Raw genomic sequence first — 16,427 nt, forward strand, 5'->3', positions numbered from 1 at the left:
TCTTTATAAAAGCATTAATCTAACATAGGTTAATGCTTTTATTTATGTAATTTTAATTGAATACGCTTTCGCGGAACATCAACCTCTAGCACTTTTACTATAATTTGTTGATGCAAACTAACATGCTCATTTACATCTTTAACAAAACTATCTGATAGGTTTGAAACATGAATAAGTCCGCTTTCCTTAATACCCACATCTACAAAACAGCCAAAATTGGTAATATTATTAACAATACCAGGCAACAATTGCCCTTCGCGTAAATCGGTTATGGTTTTAATGTTTTGATTAAAGGCAAATACTTTAGCTTGCTCACGAATATCTAATCCTGGTTTTTCAAGCTCTTTTATAATATCTTCGAGCGTTAGTAAGCCAACAGAATCTGTGCAATATTGTTTTAAATTAATTTTTTGAAGCGTTTCTTTATTGCCAATTAAATCTTGAACAGACTTCCCTAAATCCTTCGCCATTTTTGTAACTAACCCATAACTTTCTGGGTGTACAGCAGAATCGTCTAACGGATTTTTAGCATCCTTAATTCGTAAAAAGGCAGCACCTTGCTCGAAAGCTTTCCCGCCTAAACGCGGTACTTTTTTTATATCGTTTCTTGAGGTAAATACACCATTTTCATTTCTGTAATTAAAAATATTTTCGGCTAGTTTTGGTCCAATTCCAGATACCGAACTTAACAAGGGTTTACTTGCCGTGTTAATATTTACACCAACAGCGTTTACACAATTTTCTACAACAACATCCAATTGTTTTTGAAGCTTAGTTTGGTCTACATCATGCTGATATTGCCCCACGCCTATGGATTTGGCATCGATTTTAACCAATTCGGCTAACGGATCTTGCAAACGGCGCCCAATAGAAACCGATCCCCGAACCGTAACATCGTAATCTGGAAATTCCTCTCTTGCTATTTTTGATGCCGAATAAATACTGGCTCCAGCTTCGCTAACTACAAACACCTGCACATCGTTTTTAGAATGTACTTTTCTAATTAAAGCTTCGGTTTCTCGCGATGCGGTTCCGTTTCCAATCGCTATGGCTTCAATTTTATAAGCATCGCAAAGCGAACTTATTTTTTTCATGGCACCAATACTATCGCTTTTTGGTGGATGCGGATAAATAGTTTCGTTGTATTTTAACTGTCCTTGTGCATCTAAACACACTACTTTACAGCCTGTTCTAAATCCGGGATCGATAGCCAAAACACGTTTTTCACCTAATGGCGAGCCTAACAACAACTGTTTCAAGTTTTTTGCAAATACGCTTATAGCAGACTCATCGGCTTTATCTTTAGCAATTTGAAGCGCTTCATTACTTAACGATGGTAGCAACAAGCGTTTGTAAGCATCTTTTATAGCAGCTTCTATTTCTTCCGAGCAAGCGTTATTACTTTTAATAATACGGCGCTCAATATTATCTAAAGCACGATCGTTGTCAATTTCTATTTTTACACGAATAAAACCTTCTTTTTCGGCTCTTAAAATGGCTAAAAGACGGTGCGAAGGAATTCGACTTAAATTTTCTTCCCAATCGAAGTAATCTCTAAATTTCTGAGCGTTTTCATCGTTGGCTTTTGTTTTTATCACTTTCGTGGAAATCATAGCGAAACGCTCTAACTGACGGCGGATATTATTACGAATATCGGTACGCTCGTTAATCCATTCGGCAATAATGTGTCGTGCGCCTTCAAGAGCATCTTCAACCGATGCTACATCTCCTTTTACATATTTAAAGGCAATAGACTCAACGTCGTTTGCATTCTGGCTCATAATAATTTTGGCCAAAGGCTCTAAACCTAGTTGTCGTGCTTTTTCTGCTTTAGTTTTTCGGCTTTTTTTGTAGGGTAAATATAAATCTTCAAGTGTTACTAAATCTTGAGTAGCTTCAATTTTTTGTTTTAATTCGGGCGTTAAAACGTCTTGCTCTTCTAAGGCTTTTAAAATGGCTTTTTTACGCTTTTCTAAGGCTTCAAATTGCTCTTTGTATTTAACAATATCGCCAATTTGAACTTCATCTAAGTTTCCTGTGCGTTCTTTTCTATATCTTGATATAAACGGAATTGTACAATCTTCATTTAATAATGCGATGGTGTTTTTTACCGATTGCTCTGGCAATTGGGTTTGGGCAATTATATATTTTATCATGCTAGTATGAAGCTCTAAATTTAAACCAAATCTAAAAAAATTAAATGTATTACAATGCTAGTTTATATCTTATTGGGTTTTATCTTATTTCATGGTCATTTGCAGCCATTTTATTGCTTAGCTTTCTTTAGTGGTGTGTTTAACCAATACTTCAAACTATTATCCATTTTATTTAACTGACTGTGAGATAATGGTTGAGATTTATTGACGTATTGTAAACCTGAATCCGGTTGTTTATTTGAAAAAACTTCTTGAACAAATACTTCCCTAAACTGGTTAACATCAAGAAAAAGCGGCTTATTTAATACTTTATTTGCAGTATCGAGAATATTTTTAGGATATAGCGTAATTTGAGCACCATCCACAATAGCATATTTTTTAAATGTATTGGCTTTTAAATATATTTTAATGGACTTGCTACCCACTAATTCAATAGATTTTATAGGAATAAAAATATTCGTGTAATACAGTTTAAAGTTTTCCTTTTTTAATGTACTCGGATTAACGGGATTATTAAAATCGACATGAACAACATCTACCGAATCTTTTAAATACATCGCAGTTGTTTTAAAGCTAGTTTCGTCCAAAAATTTAAAGGCATTATTAAAAGAAAGGTAATTTAAATACATAACATTATTTTTGGGCGTATATTCTAAATTAATGGCGTATTTGGAGTTTTTTGCTTCCCCTTCAAAAACGGCATACTGTATTTTATGAATCTCAAAATTACCTTTGGATATATAAATAGTACCCTGAACCTTGAAGCGTTCTTGTAATTTCTTGTTTTTCCTTTTAGAAAGCGCACTGTTTATTTTGAATTTCTTGGTTATACCAATTTCATAAATGGGCTTGTCGTTTAGAAAAGTAGTTCTTAGTAGTTCAAAATCGTGATTTTTTATAAAATCGGTTTCCAAATTGTAAATAAAAGCAAGATTTTTAATGTCGTGATTTCTAATAGGATCATGCAGTTGCAATATGCTCAACTCATTTCCTCCCATAGCTATTATGTTGGCGTTCTCAATATATTTAAAAGACTTATTATCATAAGGCACAGAGAACCTTTGGCTTTGTTTAAAATCGGTATTTAAAGCATACGAATAAAGAGCTGTTTTATTTTCTTTATTTAAGAATTGATTGGTTTTAAAGCCAGCATCGAAAACCTCAATAAGACCTTCATTAAAATTAAAGTATTGATTTTCGAAAACCTGATAATCTCGATAGTATGCCAAATATGAAAAAGGATTTGCGGCGTAGTTAATTTTAATATTCTGAACCGCGTTAGTTACAATTTGATTGGCTGTTAAAATTCGACCTTCCTTTTTTGCTATGCTTTTTGTGATGGTTATGGTTTCTAAAACCTCAACTTTGGGTGCTAATTTTACAATATTGAGGACAGTATTATCAAAAACATTAAGATTTACGTATTTGGTTTTAAAACCAATGGCAGATATTATTAAGCTATCATGTTGCGTTTGGATGTCTTGCGGCAATCTAAAATTACCAGCTTCATCGGCAATTAAACCTCTGGAGGTTTTAGCGATTCTAATAGTTGCAAAACTTACGGCTATGTTGGATATACTATCTACAACTTTTACAGATAAAAAGCTGTTTTCTTGAGCAACCAAGTTAAATGATAAAAAAACGAAGAAAAGAAGCGTAGTTAGTGTATGTTTCACAGTATATGGTTATACTAAAAACAGGCACAAAAACAATGCCATGTCCCTTACAATAACAGAAAATTGAAAGCTTTAAAATTAAGCCACTTTTTTAAGCAAATCGAAACACGGGCATTTTTTACAACGCTTGTTTTCTCCTTTTTTAAATTTTTTACAGCAACTTGTTTTTACTTTTTCAGGAAGTTCTATTCCTAATTTTTGTAATTTTTTAATTGCCTTTTTTTTCTTTTTTTTCCCCACGACAGAATATACTATTCTAATAATGAGGGCAAAAATAAGTTATTTTAATTAAATCTAAATAAGCTTAAATGTTAAAATTTACTCTGGCGCGTTAGAAGCTGCAGTTGTAACTGTTAAATTTTCAATATCTCTATCAAATAAATACAGTCCGCCTTTATCGTCGCCAATCATATTTATTTTATCTAAAATAGTTCGTGCTACGGCTTCTTCCTCTATTTGTTCGGCAACATACCACTGTAAGAAGTTATGTGTTGCATAATCCTTTTCTTGAAGACTAATGTGTACTAATTCGTTAATACTATCTGACACAAATACCTCGTGCTCAAATAATTTTTCGAACATTTCTTTAATAGACTTAAAAGTAACGTTTGGAACTGATAATGCTGAAATTTTAGCGTGTCCGCCACGTTCGTTAACAAACTTTACAAGTTTTAACATGTGTTCGCGTTCTTCATCAGATTGTGCATACATGAAATTGGCTACACCTTCTAGCCCTTTAACTTCTGCCCAACATGCCATAGCTAAATAAATTTGAGACGATTCAGCTTCTATTTTTATTTGATTATTTAATGCGTTTTCTATAGTTTTTGATAACATAATATTTAGTGTTTATGTAAAGTTACACATTTACTTTGTGGCTTTCAAAATACCGCAACAAAAAAAAAGGTCATTCTTTTTACAGAATAACCTTTAATGCTATTAATAATACTAATTACTACTGAACAGTCAGTGTATATTGTGGCGTTGGGTTTAAAGGGCAGAAATACACATATTCTCCTGCTTCCAATGTTGTTGGGTTCGATTTTTCAGTTTTACCATCTGTTACTGCCGTTGTAACATAAGCCGTTTTAATATGGTTTTCTGGTTTGCTAGCATCGTCTCCTTTTTTAACAAGTACTAAACCTACTTTTTCGGCTGCATGATTATTTGAAATTTCAAATACATACGTTCCTGGGCTAACTGTTAAACCTTTTTCGGTAAACTCACCCGGAGTTTGCTCTAATGCAATAGTTTTAACTACAGCTTTGTCCATCATTTTATCTTGTGCATTTGAGTTGAATGTAAATGCTAATACGATAACTAAAATTGATACTACTTTTTTCATGTTTTAATTGTTCTAGTGTTCTCGTTAAATGAGAAATTTTATGATTTAATTATTTGAATTTTATACCTACAAGGTTTTTAAAACCTTGCCGGATTTTATTTAATTTATTTATACTGCTGCTACTTCTAAGGGTTGCGCTACAGGAAAATCTACTGGTACTTGTGTTGTACTGTGTATGTAATTAGATATTGTTTTATCGCCTACTAAAGAAATAGTATCTATTAAATTCCCTTTTGTGTATCCGGCATTAAAGAAACTTTCTAAAACATTAGCATCGGTTTTTCCACGGTTTTCGGTAACGTTTTTAGCTAATTTTGCTAAGGCATCTAATTTATTATCGAAAGACGCACGTCCTGCTCTTAATTCTAAAATTTGATCATCGGAAAAACCATTCATTTTCCCGATAGCTGTGTGTGCAGATAAACAATAAATACAATCGTTTACTTGACTTACCGCTAGATTTACTACCTCTTTTTCTTTTGTCGATAATGATGTTTTTGCATTGGCAAAATTTAAATAATTCTCTAATGCTGTGTCGCTATTAGCGTATGTTGCATATAAGTTTGGTACAAAACCTAAAGCTTTGTTTAGGTTATCGAAAATAGCTTGGTTATTTTCACTTACTTGGTCTCTTGTTGGTACATTAAATGTGCTCATAATTTTATTTTTTGTTTTAAATATTGTTATTTATTTTTCTTGGTACAAAGGTGCAACAGTTACAAAGTGCTCACCATGTAAAGACTTCCTTTTAGCTTGTCGATTTTTCCTTTATTAAGTTAAATCGTCAAACTACTAAGCGATATAAGGTCTTTCGGCATCACAATAAAAATCTGAAAGGTGATTTTGCTCACAATGTGTTTTTGGTGAGATTGTATGGGTTACTTCTTTTCTTTTGCCTTTAAATATTTCAATTAAGTTGAATATTGATATGTGTTTTAAATTCATGACGTTGTTGTTTTAATTGTTCGGTACAAAGGTATACTAGGAATACGTGTTACAAAATGGCTAGATTGCCTTAGGACTTGTCAATTTTTCCCTAACTACTGTTTTATACAGAACTATTTGATTGGAGAGATTTTTTGGGCAGGTTATTTACAGATAATATAGCGTTTGGTTATATTATGACCTTGGCTGATGGTTGCGCTAGGGATTGTAGCGGCATCCTTTTTTTGTTTTCGCCTATGGCAAAAAAAGATTTAGCGGAAAGCCCGACCCTTGGGTAGCGCCCAAATAAAACTTAAGATGCTTTTTGAAGCTGTTTTTTGAATTCGGAAGGTGATAATTGGGTTTGCTTTTTGAATAAACGGCTTAAGTGTGAGGCGTCTTCGAAACCAACTTCGTATGCTATTTCTTTTGCTGTTTTATCGGTGTAGATTAATAGGCGTTTAGTTTCGAGCACGATACGCTCATGGATAAGTTTTAGCGGACTTGTGTTTAACTTAGCAAAGGTATTTGATAATGTTTTTGGCGATTTAAATAATTTATCGGCGTAAAAAGCTACGTTATGCTCGGTTTTAAAATGCGATTCGACCAAAATATTAAACTCGCGTAATAAATCTATTTTAGCATTTGTAGCCGTTTCTACAAAGCCTTCTTTGGCCTTTAGCAATCGTGTACTTATTATAATGAAACGCGCCATAAGCATGCGTAGCATTTCGGCTTGAATGGTATCTTTAGTTTCAAATTCGTCTAAAAACACATCGTGTAGTGTGTTGAACTTGCGGCTTTCTTCTAGGCTTAATTCCATGATTGGAATGTGCACATTACCAAAAAACAATAAGCCTGCACAACTTACTTCTTGGTCGTGGTCTTTTATGCAATAAAACTCAGGATTAAATTGATATACCACCAAATCTTTACCTGATACAAACTGAAAATATTGTACAACGGTTAATGCTAAAATACTTTTTGGCTCGATGGTATATGGAATGCTATCTACCACGATTTCGGCTCTAGAATTATTGGTTCTAATAAACGTATATAAATGTGGCTGAGTGGCTTTTTTATAAGGTGCAAGCAACTCCTCATCTCCTATTTTTAAGATGGCATTGGTTGAAAATTCTGTGAATGTTTGCATCATAGATAGTGAGTCTTTTTTAAAACGGAAACATTACAAAACTTTAATAAAATATAAAACAAAAGGCCTAACCGTAATGGCTAGACCTCTTGAGATCAATTTGGGGATATTTTACTATTTATTAGTTTTGAGTATCCTGCTTTGCTTCTTCAATCATTTTTTCGTTAGGCACAATGGCAACGTTTACTCTACGGTTTTTAGCACGTCCTTCGGCCGTTGCATTATCGTGCATTGGTTGGCTTTCTCCAAACCAATTTGTTGTAAATCTTGAGCTGTTTAACCCTTTACCGGTTAAATAATTGGTTACTGCATTTGCTCTGTTTTTAGATAATGTCATATTAGACTCTTCACCACCCACACTATCTGTATGACCAACCACTAAAATATTAGTATCTGGATATTCTTGAAATACTGCAGCTAATTTATTTAAGGTTTCTTGAGATGCGCCATTAACATTGAATTTAGCCGTGTCGAAATATACACCACTAGTTTCATCGAAAGTCACCACAATACCATCATCTACTCGTTCTACTTGTGCACCTGGAATTTCTTCTTCAATTTTTTGCGCCTGCTTATCCATTTTATTTCCAATAAGCACACCTGCGCCACCGCCAATAACACCACCAATAACAGCACCTAACTCGCCGTTACCGCCTTTACCAACATTGTTACCAATAATGGCACCTAAAAGCGCACCGCCAGTGGCTCCTATAACGCCTCCTTTTTGTTTGTTATTTGCGTTTTGTACCGATTTACAGTTTGTAAAACTTATAGCCATCATGATGCTAAAAAGTACTATTGTTGTTTTTTTGATATATGTTTTCATATGTGTTGTAATTATAATTAGATAAAATTAATTTTTAATATAGGTCGCTTAGTAAAAATTATAGTTTAGAAAAATTCATGCTGATAACAAAAGGAGTTCCATCAACAGAAACGGTTTGTTGCCATTGCATATCGGTTTCGGATAAGGCAGTAAGATTTAATTTAAAACCTTGATTTGTTTCAGATTTACCTTTTTCGTTGGTTGGCTTTAAAAGAAAATTATACAAACCTGTAGCTTCATCAACTTCGTTTATTGTAAACACAAAATTTCTGTTTCCGGTATCGCAGGCTATTCCATTAATAGCGTACATACCTGTATTGTTATTTGGTATAAAACTCCATGTACTATTTTCAAAACATTCCTTTGGTGCATCGTTTAAAAGCGTAACATTATAGGTTCCTGGTTTGCTGCAAGTAATGTTAGTTAACTTCCAATCGCCTTTAATAACTTTTTTAGATGTTCTAACTGTTTTTGAAGATCCGCAAGATATTAAACATACCGTGCAGAGTATAAATAATAGATTTTTCATAAGTGTTATTTTATTTAGTTTCAAAATTAATAATTAGCAATACGTTGGCTTAATGCATTCAATAAAATTATTGATGCGTTTGGTAATACATACGAGAAATATGGGTGTGTTGGTTTTATAACCCTGAAATAAAAAATAAAGTTGGATTTAAAATTTAACCAGATTAAATTCTGCGTTTTTCATGTCAAAATAACTAAATAACAATTGATCTTTATGAAAGAAAACATCCTCTCCCGACATATGTTTTAAACTTTCAGAATAGTTTTTTATTTTTTCGAAAACATTATCATCTACTTCTCCTTTTAGATAGTTAAAATCCAAATCTAGCTTCGTGTTAAAATAAGTTGATTTTGTCCCTGCATATGATTGATAACTAGAAAAAACAGGATTAGGCGAAGGCATATAATGCACTTGATTGTTAATAGTAATTGGTGTAGGGCCTGACATTATCATTGGAGCTCCCGTTGAATAACTAACGTCCTTAACGCCACCAATTGTAAAATGATACGCATCATCTTTTTTGTAAACACTTACTCCCAAATTACCAGAAGAAATTTTACGCAAAAATTTAGAGGCTTCCTCAAATTCTCTTTTAGTAACAAAAGGTAAAGCTGTGTTACCATCTTGAATAATTGGAGAGTTTTTAATATCTATTGGTGTTTCTTTATTAAAATAATAAGATTTTAAAACCTCATTCTCCAAGCTTTTTACCTCAAAAATCATTTCTTTATTGGAGCTTGCAATTTGAAATAATTTATTATCAAAGAAATAGGAATTAAACTTTTTAAATTCATCAATCTTTCCTTTTGGATAATTGTATTTCTTTTTTTCGATTGAAAAATTGACTAAATCAATACTATAAACTACCGTAAACTCTGTAGAATTATCGAATGTTAAATATAAGTTATCGTTCTGAACATAAATTTTATTCTCTTTAGATACTTGTTCAATAGCGTTTGGAATTCTATTGTCTATTTTTACAACATTAGGCTCAATAGTTGCCCAAAAGCCAATGCTCAAAAAATCTTGAGTATAAAGCTTTTGATTTTTTTCTAGTTTTAAAGTATGACTTTTAATGATTTCAAATTCATAATCGGCATTCAATTTTCTAATAATTATTTCATCATCCTTCTTTGAAGTACTTAACACATATAATATATTCTTATGAGAAATAGTTTTAAGATATCTATCATTTTGGAAATCGATTTTTAATTCCTTCAAAATAATTGACTTTGAATCAAAATCGACTGTAAAAACACAAAACCTGTTTTTTATTGAGTTGGAGTATAAAAGGCTATATTGAGAACCTAAAATTGTTTCACCTAAAACAACATTGTACTTACTCTTCTTTTTGTAAACAAAATCGAATTTAGACTTAACTTGAAAGTTTTCATCAAACAAAAAAGCAAAACTATTTTTCCGCTCCCTAACAAGAATAGCTAAATCATTATTTACAGCATTAGAAAAAGAATATGTTCGCTTTTTAATTTGCTTAGATTCCTGATTTACTTTAAAATTCAACACACCCTCTTGACTGAAGCATGAATAATTATGCAAAAAAGCAAAAGTCAATAAAAAATATAGGTGCCTCATAAAGATATTTTTAACTCACCTGCAACCCATTACTTACACTAGCATCGTCTGGATTTACAAACACCAATTTACCATCGGGAGTTGCAGTCATTAAAATCATACCTTGACTTTCTACACCACGTAATGCTCTTGGTGCTAAGTTTACTAATACGGTTACACGTTTACCAACGGCTTCTTCTGCCGTAAAACTTTCGGCAATACCAGAAACAATGGTTCTTATGTCTATACCGGTATCTACTTTTAGCTTTAAAAGTTTTTTAGTTTTTGGCATTTTTTCGGCTTCTAAAATAGTACCAACACGAATATCTAATTTTGTGAAATCTTCGAAAGTAATGGTTTCTTTTTGAGGCTCCGTTTTAGCATTGGCTATTTCGTTAGCTTTTTTACTGGCTTCTAATTTATCTAATTGAAATTGAATGGTTTTATCTTCAATTTTAGAGAACAATAATTCTGCTTCTCCTATTTCATGTCCTGCTGGAAGTAAAACATCCTTAGTACCTACTTCATTCCAAGTGTTCTCGATACGATTCTCCTGTGTCGAATCACTAGAACTAACATTAAGAATACCTTTTAACTTTGTTGAAGTAAACGGTAAAAATGGCTCGCTTAAGGTTGCTAAGGCAGACGCTATTTGCAATGCCACATACATAATTGTTTTTGTACGCGCTTCGTCTACTTTAATCATTTTCCATGGTTCGGCATCGGCTAAATATTTATTACCTAATCGTGCTAAATTCATTAATTCTTGACCAGCCTCTCTAAAACGGTAACGCTCAATAGAACTTGCAATAACATCTGGATATGCTTTTATGGCTGCTAAAGTTTCTGTATCAACATCTGTAAAATCCGCCGGAGTTGGCACAACACCTTCGTAATATTTATTGGTTAATACCACAACACGGTTAATAAAATTACCAAAAATGGCTACCAACTCGTTATTATTTCTAGCTTGAAAATCTTTCCAAGTAAAATCGTTATCCTTAGTTTCTGGCGCATTAGCATTTAAAGCATAACGCAAAACATCTTGTTGTCCAGGAAATTCTTCTAAATATTCATGTAACCAAACGGCCCAATTTTTAGAGGTTGACAATTTATTGCCTTCTAAATTTAAAAATTCGTTTGCAGGTACGTTATCTGGTAAAATAAAACTGCCTTCGGCTTTTAACATAGCTGGAAAAATAATACAGTGAAACACGATATTATCTTTACCAATAAAATGCACTAATTTGGTGTCTTTATCTTTCCAATACGGTTCCCAATCTTTCCCTTCGCGTTGTGCCCATTCTTTGGTAGATGATATGTAACCAATAGGTGCATCAAACCAAACGTAAAGTACTTTGCCTTCGCCTCCTTCTGCTGGTACCGGAATACCCCAATCTAAATCTCTAGTTACGGCTCTAGGACGTAAACCATCGTCTATCCAAGATTTACACTGCCCGTAAACGTTAGATTTCCAATCTTTTTTATGCCCTTCTAAAATCCATTCTTTTAAAAATGCCTCGTGCTTATCTAAAGGTAAAAACCAGTGTTTAGTTTGTTTTAAAGTAGGTACATTTCCTGTTATGGCCGATTTAGGGTTTATTAAATCGGTTGCATTATGGCTTGTTCCGCAATTTTCACATTGGTCGCCATAGCTTTCTTCATTACCACATTTTGGACAAGTTCCTATTACAAAACGATCGGCTAAAAATTGATTGGCCTCGGCATCATATAATTGCTCTGAAGTTTCCTCAATAAATTCACCTTTTGCATCTAAAGTCTTAAAAAACTCTGAAGCTGTATCGTGATGAATTGGTGCCGAGGTACGCGAGTAATTATCGTAGGTAATCCCGAAATCTTCAAACGATTTTTTAATTATTGCATGGTATTTGTCTACAATATCTTGAGGTGTAACCCCTTCGTTTTTAGCTTTTATGGTAATAGGCACACCATGCTCGTCGCTTCCTCCAATAAGTAAAACGTCGTTTCCTGTTAAACGCAAATAACGTGCGTAAATATCGGCTGGTACGTACACTCCTGCTAAATGCCCAATATGAATAGGACCGTTAGTATAAGGAAGTGCAGTTGTAATGGTATATCTTTTCGGCATTGTAATGTCTTTATTTGAGCCGCAAAAGTACACAATTTGAAACCCATATAAAACGAGTATTTATAAATTTTAAACGTGTAAAAAAAAATGTACTTTTACCTTATGCTAAGAAACTTTCAAACTTTATACTTGTTTTGCTTTGCTATTTTCTTCGGAATACAACTTAGTAATGCCCAAAACGCAGTAACAGATAAACCAAACACGACTTTGAAACAACCACCATACTTAAAGGCAGGCGACACTATTGCTATTGTGGCGCCTTCTGGAATTTTAAAAAATAGAGAAGACGAAATTAAGCAAGCGCAAGACCTTTTAAAACGTTGGGGCTTGCACTCGGTAGTTGGAAAACATGTATTTAACGCGGAAAATCATTTTGCCGGAACGGACGATGAGCGTTGCGAAGATTTACAAAAAGCAATGGACGATCCTAAAATTAGTGCCATTTGGTGCGCTCGTGGTGGCTACGGCACAGTTAGAATTTTAGATAAATTGAATTTTGAACTATTTAATAAACACCCTAAATGGCTTATTGGATATTCTGATATTACAGCACTTCATAGCCAAATACACAACCAAGGTGTTGAGAGCTTGCACGCCATAATGTGCGTGAGCCTGCCAAAGGATGAATTAGAAATTGAAGCTAGTATTAACACCTTTAAAAACGCCCTTTTTGGAACACCTTTAAAGTATACCTTAGAAGGCTCTACTTATAACAAAGCGGGACAAACTTCGGGACAATTAGTAGGCGGAAACCTTACACTTTTGCATACTATGTTAGGCTCGGGCACTAGTATTAATACCGATGGTAAAATTTTATTTATTGAGGAAATTGGCGAGTATAAATACCACATAGACCGTATGCTACAAAGTTTAAAACGTGCTGGCTATTTTGATAATTGTAAGGGCGTAATTGTTGGTGGCATGAGTAAAATGCGAACCAACACAACATTATGGGGAACATCGGTTGAACAACTTATACTTGATGCCTTAGCAGATTACAACTTCCCTATTGCTTTTAACATGCCGGCAGGACACGACAAAGACAATAGAGCTTTAATTTTAGGTAGAACCATAAACTTATTGGTAAGTAAAACAAATTCTAGAATTATTTTCGAGTAAACAAAACGAATATTTAAACCCCTTATCTATTATTTTTAATAGTTAATAAAGGATGCTATAATCTTGCATTTTTAATTATTAAAAACACACCCTAAATGAAGAACAAATTACAAGTACTATTTGTAGCCATAATACTTTTGGTTACCATAGACGCACAAGCAAACGACCGTATTAACTCGAGTTTTAATTTAAACAATCCAGATGTACGCAAGTGTTTAATAGAATCTACACAAAGTGAAGGCTGGAAAATGGCAGCTATATATTATGACGCGAGTAAAAAATTAGTAATGATATTTGAAAAAGGAGAAGACAGCAAAACCTACGTAAGCAAATAGATTTCTAAATATAATAGTTTACAAACCAGTTATTCATTTAAAAATGATTAGCTGGTTTTTTTATGTTTTTTAATTACACTCCAAATTGATTTAAATGATGGTCTAAATGCTTATAAAACATATTGTTCCATTCTTGAGTAGATAAAAGCCCAAAAGAGTGCGATTCTTTACCACTAAAATGCTGCTCGCCTAAACCTTGTGCTTTCCATAGGTAATCTGTTAAACGTGCTTTTTCTTCAACAAAATTCTTAGTATCTGATATTACATATTGTGGCGCTGTGCGGCTATTCTTTTTATAAGGCTTATCACCCACCACGATGTTTTTTACAAATAATTTAAGCATTAATTTAGTAAACCCTTTAGGTTTTGGGTGTACATCTTCGAAGGTCATTTCGTAAGTCACGTTGCAATGCGCTAACATTTGGTCCACACTCATTTTACCCCACAAAGGTTGTGCTGTTGGCGAAAGGCTGTTAATTCTATTGATTACAGCTTGGGTTTCTTTAGTTTCAAAGATATTCTTCATTATAAAAAATTAGGTAGGTTAAAACGTTGTACTGCAATTTATTTATTTAATCTCTAATTATAAAAATATTAAGTCAAGTTTTAAATTATATCGACATATAACTTTTTATTTGAGTTAACATCTAAATGATATACACTAATCTCTATTATTTTCTTACACTAGCTTTGTATTGAATATAAAAACATACAAACATGTCTATTTTAACTATTGTACTAAGTATTTTATTGCCACCTGTAGCTGTTGCTATGAAACACGGTATTGGAACCACATTACTAATAAGCATTTTACTAACTATTTTAGGTTGGTTGCCAGGTGTTATTCACGCACTGATAGTAAATAAATAAGACATTAATTTTAAAAATATAAAAAGATGAAAAAAGAAAAAGAAAAAGAAAATTTTGAATTTGTAAAAGAAACTGACGATGATAAAGGAAACTACATTTTACAAAAAGATGCAACCACAAAGAAAACAACAACTTTTATAGCTATTGTTTTAGCAATATTAATTGTAGCCGTTATTGCTACCAGCTTCTTTTTAGACTAATTAAACAAAATTCCTGCCTACGCAGGAATTTTAGAATCGGCGCTCCTTTTGAATTTGCTCGTAAGCCGCTTGTACCTGTCTAAATTTTTCTTCGGCACCTTTTTGGTGCTCCTTACCTAAATGGATTACTTTATCTGGATGGTATTTTTTAGCCATTTTTCGGTAGGCTTTTTTAATTTCATCAACCGTAGCACTTTTAGTAATTTCTAGAACTTTATAGGCATTATCGCTACTGTTATAAAACATGGCTTTAATACTTTCATAATCTCTAGAACTAATACCTAAATAGCCCGCTATGGTATAAATTTGTTTAACCTCATCTTCGGTTACTGCGCCATCGGCTTTTGCAATTCCAAATAGAAAGTGCATAAGTTGTAAACGCGATGGATGATCCATCATTTGGCGAATTTGCAAACATACGGGCCTAAACGAAACGTTTTGATTGCTTATATTTTTAAATAGTTTAAAGGCTTGGTTTGCGCGCTCCTTGCCGTACATATTTAAAAATTGCTGACGCACAAAATCTAACTCCTTTTGGTCTTGTTTACCATCGGCTTTTATAATTACCGAAGCTAAAATGAGTAAACTTACTTCAAAATCGCCCGATTGGGTTTGCGGCCGCTGCCTAGGTTGTGTTCTATAGGTTGTTCGACCTTGGGTTTTGGTTTGTCTATCTCCTAAAAGCGAACCGCCATTTCCATCGGCCATAGCATCTACAACACTGCCTAAAGCTAAACCTATTATTGCCCCAATGGGACCACCAAAAGACCAGCCTATTGAGGCGCCTATCCATTTTGAAAAACTCATGTAATTATTTTATTTTTAATACGACCTAAATATAACATTGTTAGTCGAATATTTGGTTGTTTTGTTACATTTCTAACGCGTTAAGGATAGAAACGGCATCCTTTTTTGTGAACTGTTAAGCCTATTTACAGGTGTTAATTTATTATAACCTAATAACTTTATTGTAAAACTAAAGGCATTAAACACAAAAAAGATATAGTGGATAGCCTGACCTTATAACACCATAAGCGTTTTAAGGGAACGCCCAAAGCCTAATTGCACGATTTTTGATTAACTTTGCACAAATATTAATTATCAAATAAAAAATTTAAAAATATGTATCCAGCAGAATTAGTAAAACCAATGCGTGAGGATTTAACCAAAGTAGGTTTTGAAGAATTACATACTGCCGAGGCTGTTCATGCTGCCTTAGCTAAAGAAGGAACAACATTAGTGGTTGTAAATTCGGTTTGTGGTTGTGCAGCAGCAAATGCGCGTCCAGGTGCTAGAAAGAGTTTAGAGAATGCTAAAAAACCAGACCATATTGTAACGGTTTTTGCGGGTGTTGATAAAGAGGCTGTTGATGCAGCTCGTGGCCATATGGTTCCGTTTCCTCCAAGTTCACCTTGTATGGCGTTGTTTAAAGATGGCGAATTGGTGCACATGTTAGAGCGTCACCACATTGAAGGTCGTCCTGCAGAATTAATTGCAGAAAACCTTGTTGATGCTTACAACGATCATTGTTAAAAAAGTCTCACTCCTAGCCCACTCTTCAAAAGAAAAAGTGGGAACTCTAGCAGAGAAAAATATAAAACCACGATTTAGT

17 protein-coding genes are annotated in these 16,427 nt (G+C 33.5%); 5 read left to right on the forward strand and 12 right to left on the reverse strand.

All coding sequences use genetic code 11. From position 1 onward, the window contains the following. Positions 1–38: 38 nt before the first annotated feature. From AAFN75_RS05730 to metG, 10 genes are all read right to left on the reverse strand, one after another. The gene (locus AAFN75_RS05730) at positions 39–2,156 is read right to left on the reverse strand and encodes a Tex family protein (protein ID WP_411808646.1); all 2,118 of its coding nucleotides are present in this window, start codon (positions 2,154–2,156) and stop codon (positions 39–41) included. Positions 2,157–2,266: 110 nt separating this feature from the next. After that, positions 2,267–3,832, reverse strand: a complete 1,566-nt coding sequence (locus AAFN75_RS05735; RefSeq protein WP_411808647.1) for a carboxypeptidase-like regulatory domain-containing protein — start codon at positions 3,830–3,832, stop codon at positions 2,267–2,269. A gap of 318 nt (positions 3,833–4,150) precedes the next feature. Next, the gene (locus AAFN75_RS05740) at positions 4,151–4,669 is read right to left on the reverse strand and encodes a ferritin (RefSeq protein WP_411808648.1); all 519 of its coding nucleotides are present in this window, start codon (positions 4,667–4,669) and stop codon (positions 4,151–4,153) included. Between the two features lie 118 nt (positions 4,670–4,787). Beyond that, entirely contained in the window at positions 4,788–5,177 is a 390-nt protein-coding gene (locus tag AAFN75_RS05745) for a hypothetical protein (protein ID WP_411808649.1), read from the reverse strand. 108 nt (positions 5,178–5,285) lie between these two features. Beyond that, entirely contained in the window at positions 5,286–5,834 is a 549-nt protein-coding gene (locus AAFN75_RS05750; RefSeq protein ID WP_411808650.1) for a carboxymuconolactone decarboxylase family protein, read from the reverse strand. A gap of 580 nt (positions 5,835–6,414) precedes the next feature. Next, positions 6,415–7,257 carry a helix-turn-helix domain-containing protein gene (locus AAFN75_RS05755; RefSeq protein ID WP_411808651.1) on the reverse strand — a complete coding sequence of 281 codons (843 nt, stop codon included), beginning with the start codon at positions 7,255–7,257 and terminating at the stop codon, positions 6,415–6,417. Positions 7,258–7,375: 118 nt separating this feature from the next. Continuing rightward, positions 7,376–8,080 carry an OmpA family protein gene (locus AAFN75_RS05760; RefSeq protein WP_411808652.1) on the reverse strand — a complete coding sequence of 235 codons (705 nt, stop codon included), beginning with the start codon at positions 8,078–8,080 and terminating at the stop codon, positions 7,376–7,378. Positions 8,081–8,138: 58 nt separating this feature from the next. Further along, positions 8,139–8,609 carry a lipocalin family protein gene (locus AAFN75_RS05765; RefSeq protein WP_411808653.1) on the reverse strand — a complete coding sequence of 157 codons (471 nt, stop codon included), beginning with the start codon at positions 8,607–8,609 and terminating at the stop codon, positions 8,139–8,141. Between the two features lie 147 nt (positions 8,610–8,756). After that, positions 8,757–10,202, reverse strand: a complete 1,446-nt coding sequence (locus AAFN75_RS05770; protein ID WP_411808654.1) for a hypothetical protein — start codon at positions 10,200–10,202, stop codon at positions 8,757–8,759. Positions 10,203–10,212: 10 nt separating this feature from the next. Next, on the reverse strand, positions 10,213–12,291 hold the full coding sequence (metG, locus tag AAFN75_RS05775; RefSeq protein WP_411808655.1) for a methionine--tRNA ligase: 2,079 nt from the start codon (positions 12,289–12,291) through the stop codon (positions 10,213–10,215). An 87-nt stretch (positions 12,292–12,378) separates the two neighbouring features. On the opposite strand from metG, the gene AAFN75_RS05780 reads away from it, so the two are divergent. Next, entirely contained in the window at positions 12,379–13,410 is a 1,032-nt protein-coding gene (locus tag AAFN75_RS05780; protein WP_411808656.1) for a S66 peptidase family protein, read from the forward strand. A 95-nt stretch (positions 13,411–13,505) separates the two neighbouring features. Then, complete coding sequence (locus AAFN75_RS05785) at positions 13,506–13,745, forward strand: hypothetical protein (protein ID WP_411808657.1); 240 nt, start codon at positions 13,506–13,508, stop codon at positions 13,743–13,745. Between the two features lie 73 nt (positions 13,746–13,818). Here AAFN75_RS05785 and AAFN75_RS05790 read toward each other — a convergent pair whose 3' ends face one another. Next, positions 13,819–14,271: a DUF1569 domain-containing protein gene (locus AAFN75_RS05790; RefSeq protein WP_411808658.1), complete on the reverse strand. Its 453-nt coding sequence runs from the start codon at positions 14,269–14,271 to the stop codon at positions 13,819–13,821. A gap of 191 nt (positions 14,272–14,462) precedes the next feature. Between AAFN75_RS05790 and AAFN75_RS05795 the strand changes: the two genes are divergently transcribed. Continuing rightward, a complete protein-coding gene (locus tag AAFN75_RS05795; RefSeq protein ID WP_144114685.1) occupies positions 14,463–14,615 on the forward strand; it encodes a YqaE/Pmp3 family membrane protein in 153 nt (50 codons plus the stop codon). Positions 14,616–14,641: 26 nt separating this feature from the next. After that, positions 14,642–14,815, forward strand: coding sequence for a hypothetical protein (locus AAFN75_RS05800; protein WP_411808659.1), 174 nt, complete (start codon positions 14,642–14,644; stop codon positions 14,813–14,815). 30 nt (positions 14,816–14,845) lie between these two features. Here AAFN75_RS05800 and AAFN75_RS05805 read toward each other — a convergent pair whose 3' ends face one another. After that, positions 14,846–15,622 (reverse strand): TerB family tellurite resistance protein, encoded by a 777-nt coding sequence (locus AAFN75_RS05805; RefSeq protein WP_411808660.1) that lies wholly within the window; start codon positions 15,620–15,622, stop codon positions 14,846–14,848. A 315-nt stretch (positions 15,623–15,937) separates the two neighbouring features. Between AAFN75_RS05805 and AAFN75_RS05810 the strand changes: the two genes are divergently transcribed. Beyond that, positions 15,938–16,348 carry a BrxA/BrxB family bacilliredoxin gene (locus tag AAFN75_RS05810; protein WP_411808661.1) on the forward strand — a complete coding sequence of 137 codons (411 nt, stop codon included), beginning with the start codon at positions 15,938–15,940 and terminating at the stop codon, positions 16,346–16,348. The last annotated feature ends 79 nt before the right edge of the window (positions 16,349–16,427 follow it).

It is taken from the genome of Algibacter sp. AS12 (assembly GCF_046736315.1).
Taxonomy (GTDB): domain Bacteria; phylum Bacteroidota; class Bacteroidia; order Flavobacteriales; family Flavobacteriaceae; genus Algibacter_B; species Algibacter_B amylolyticus.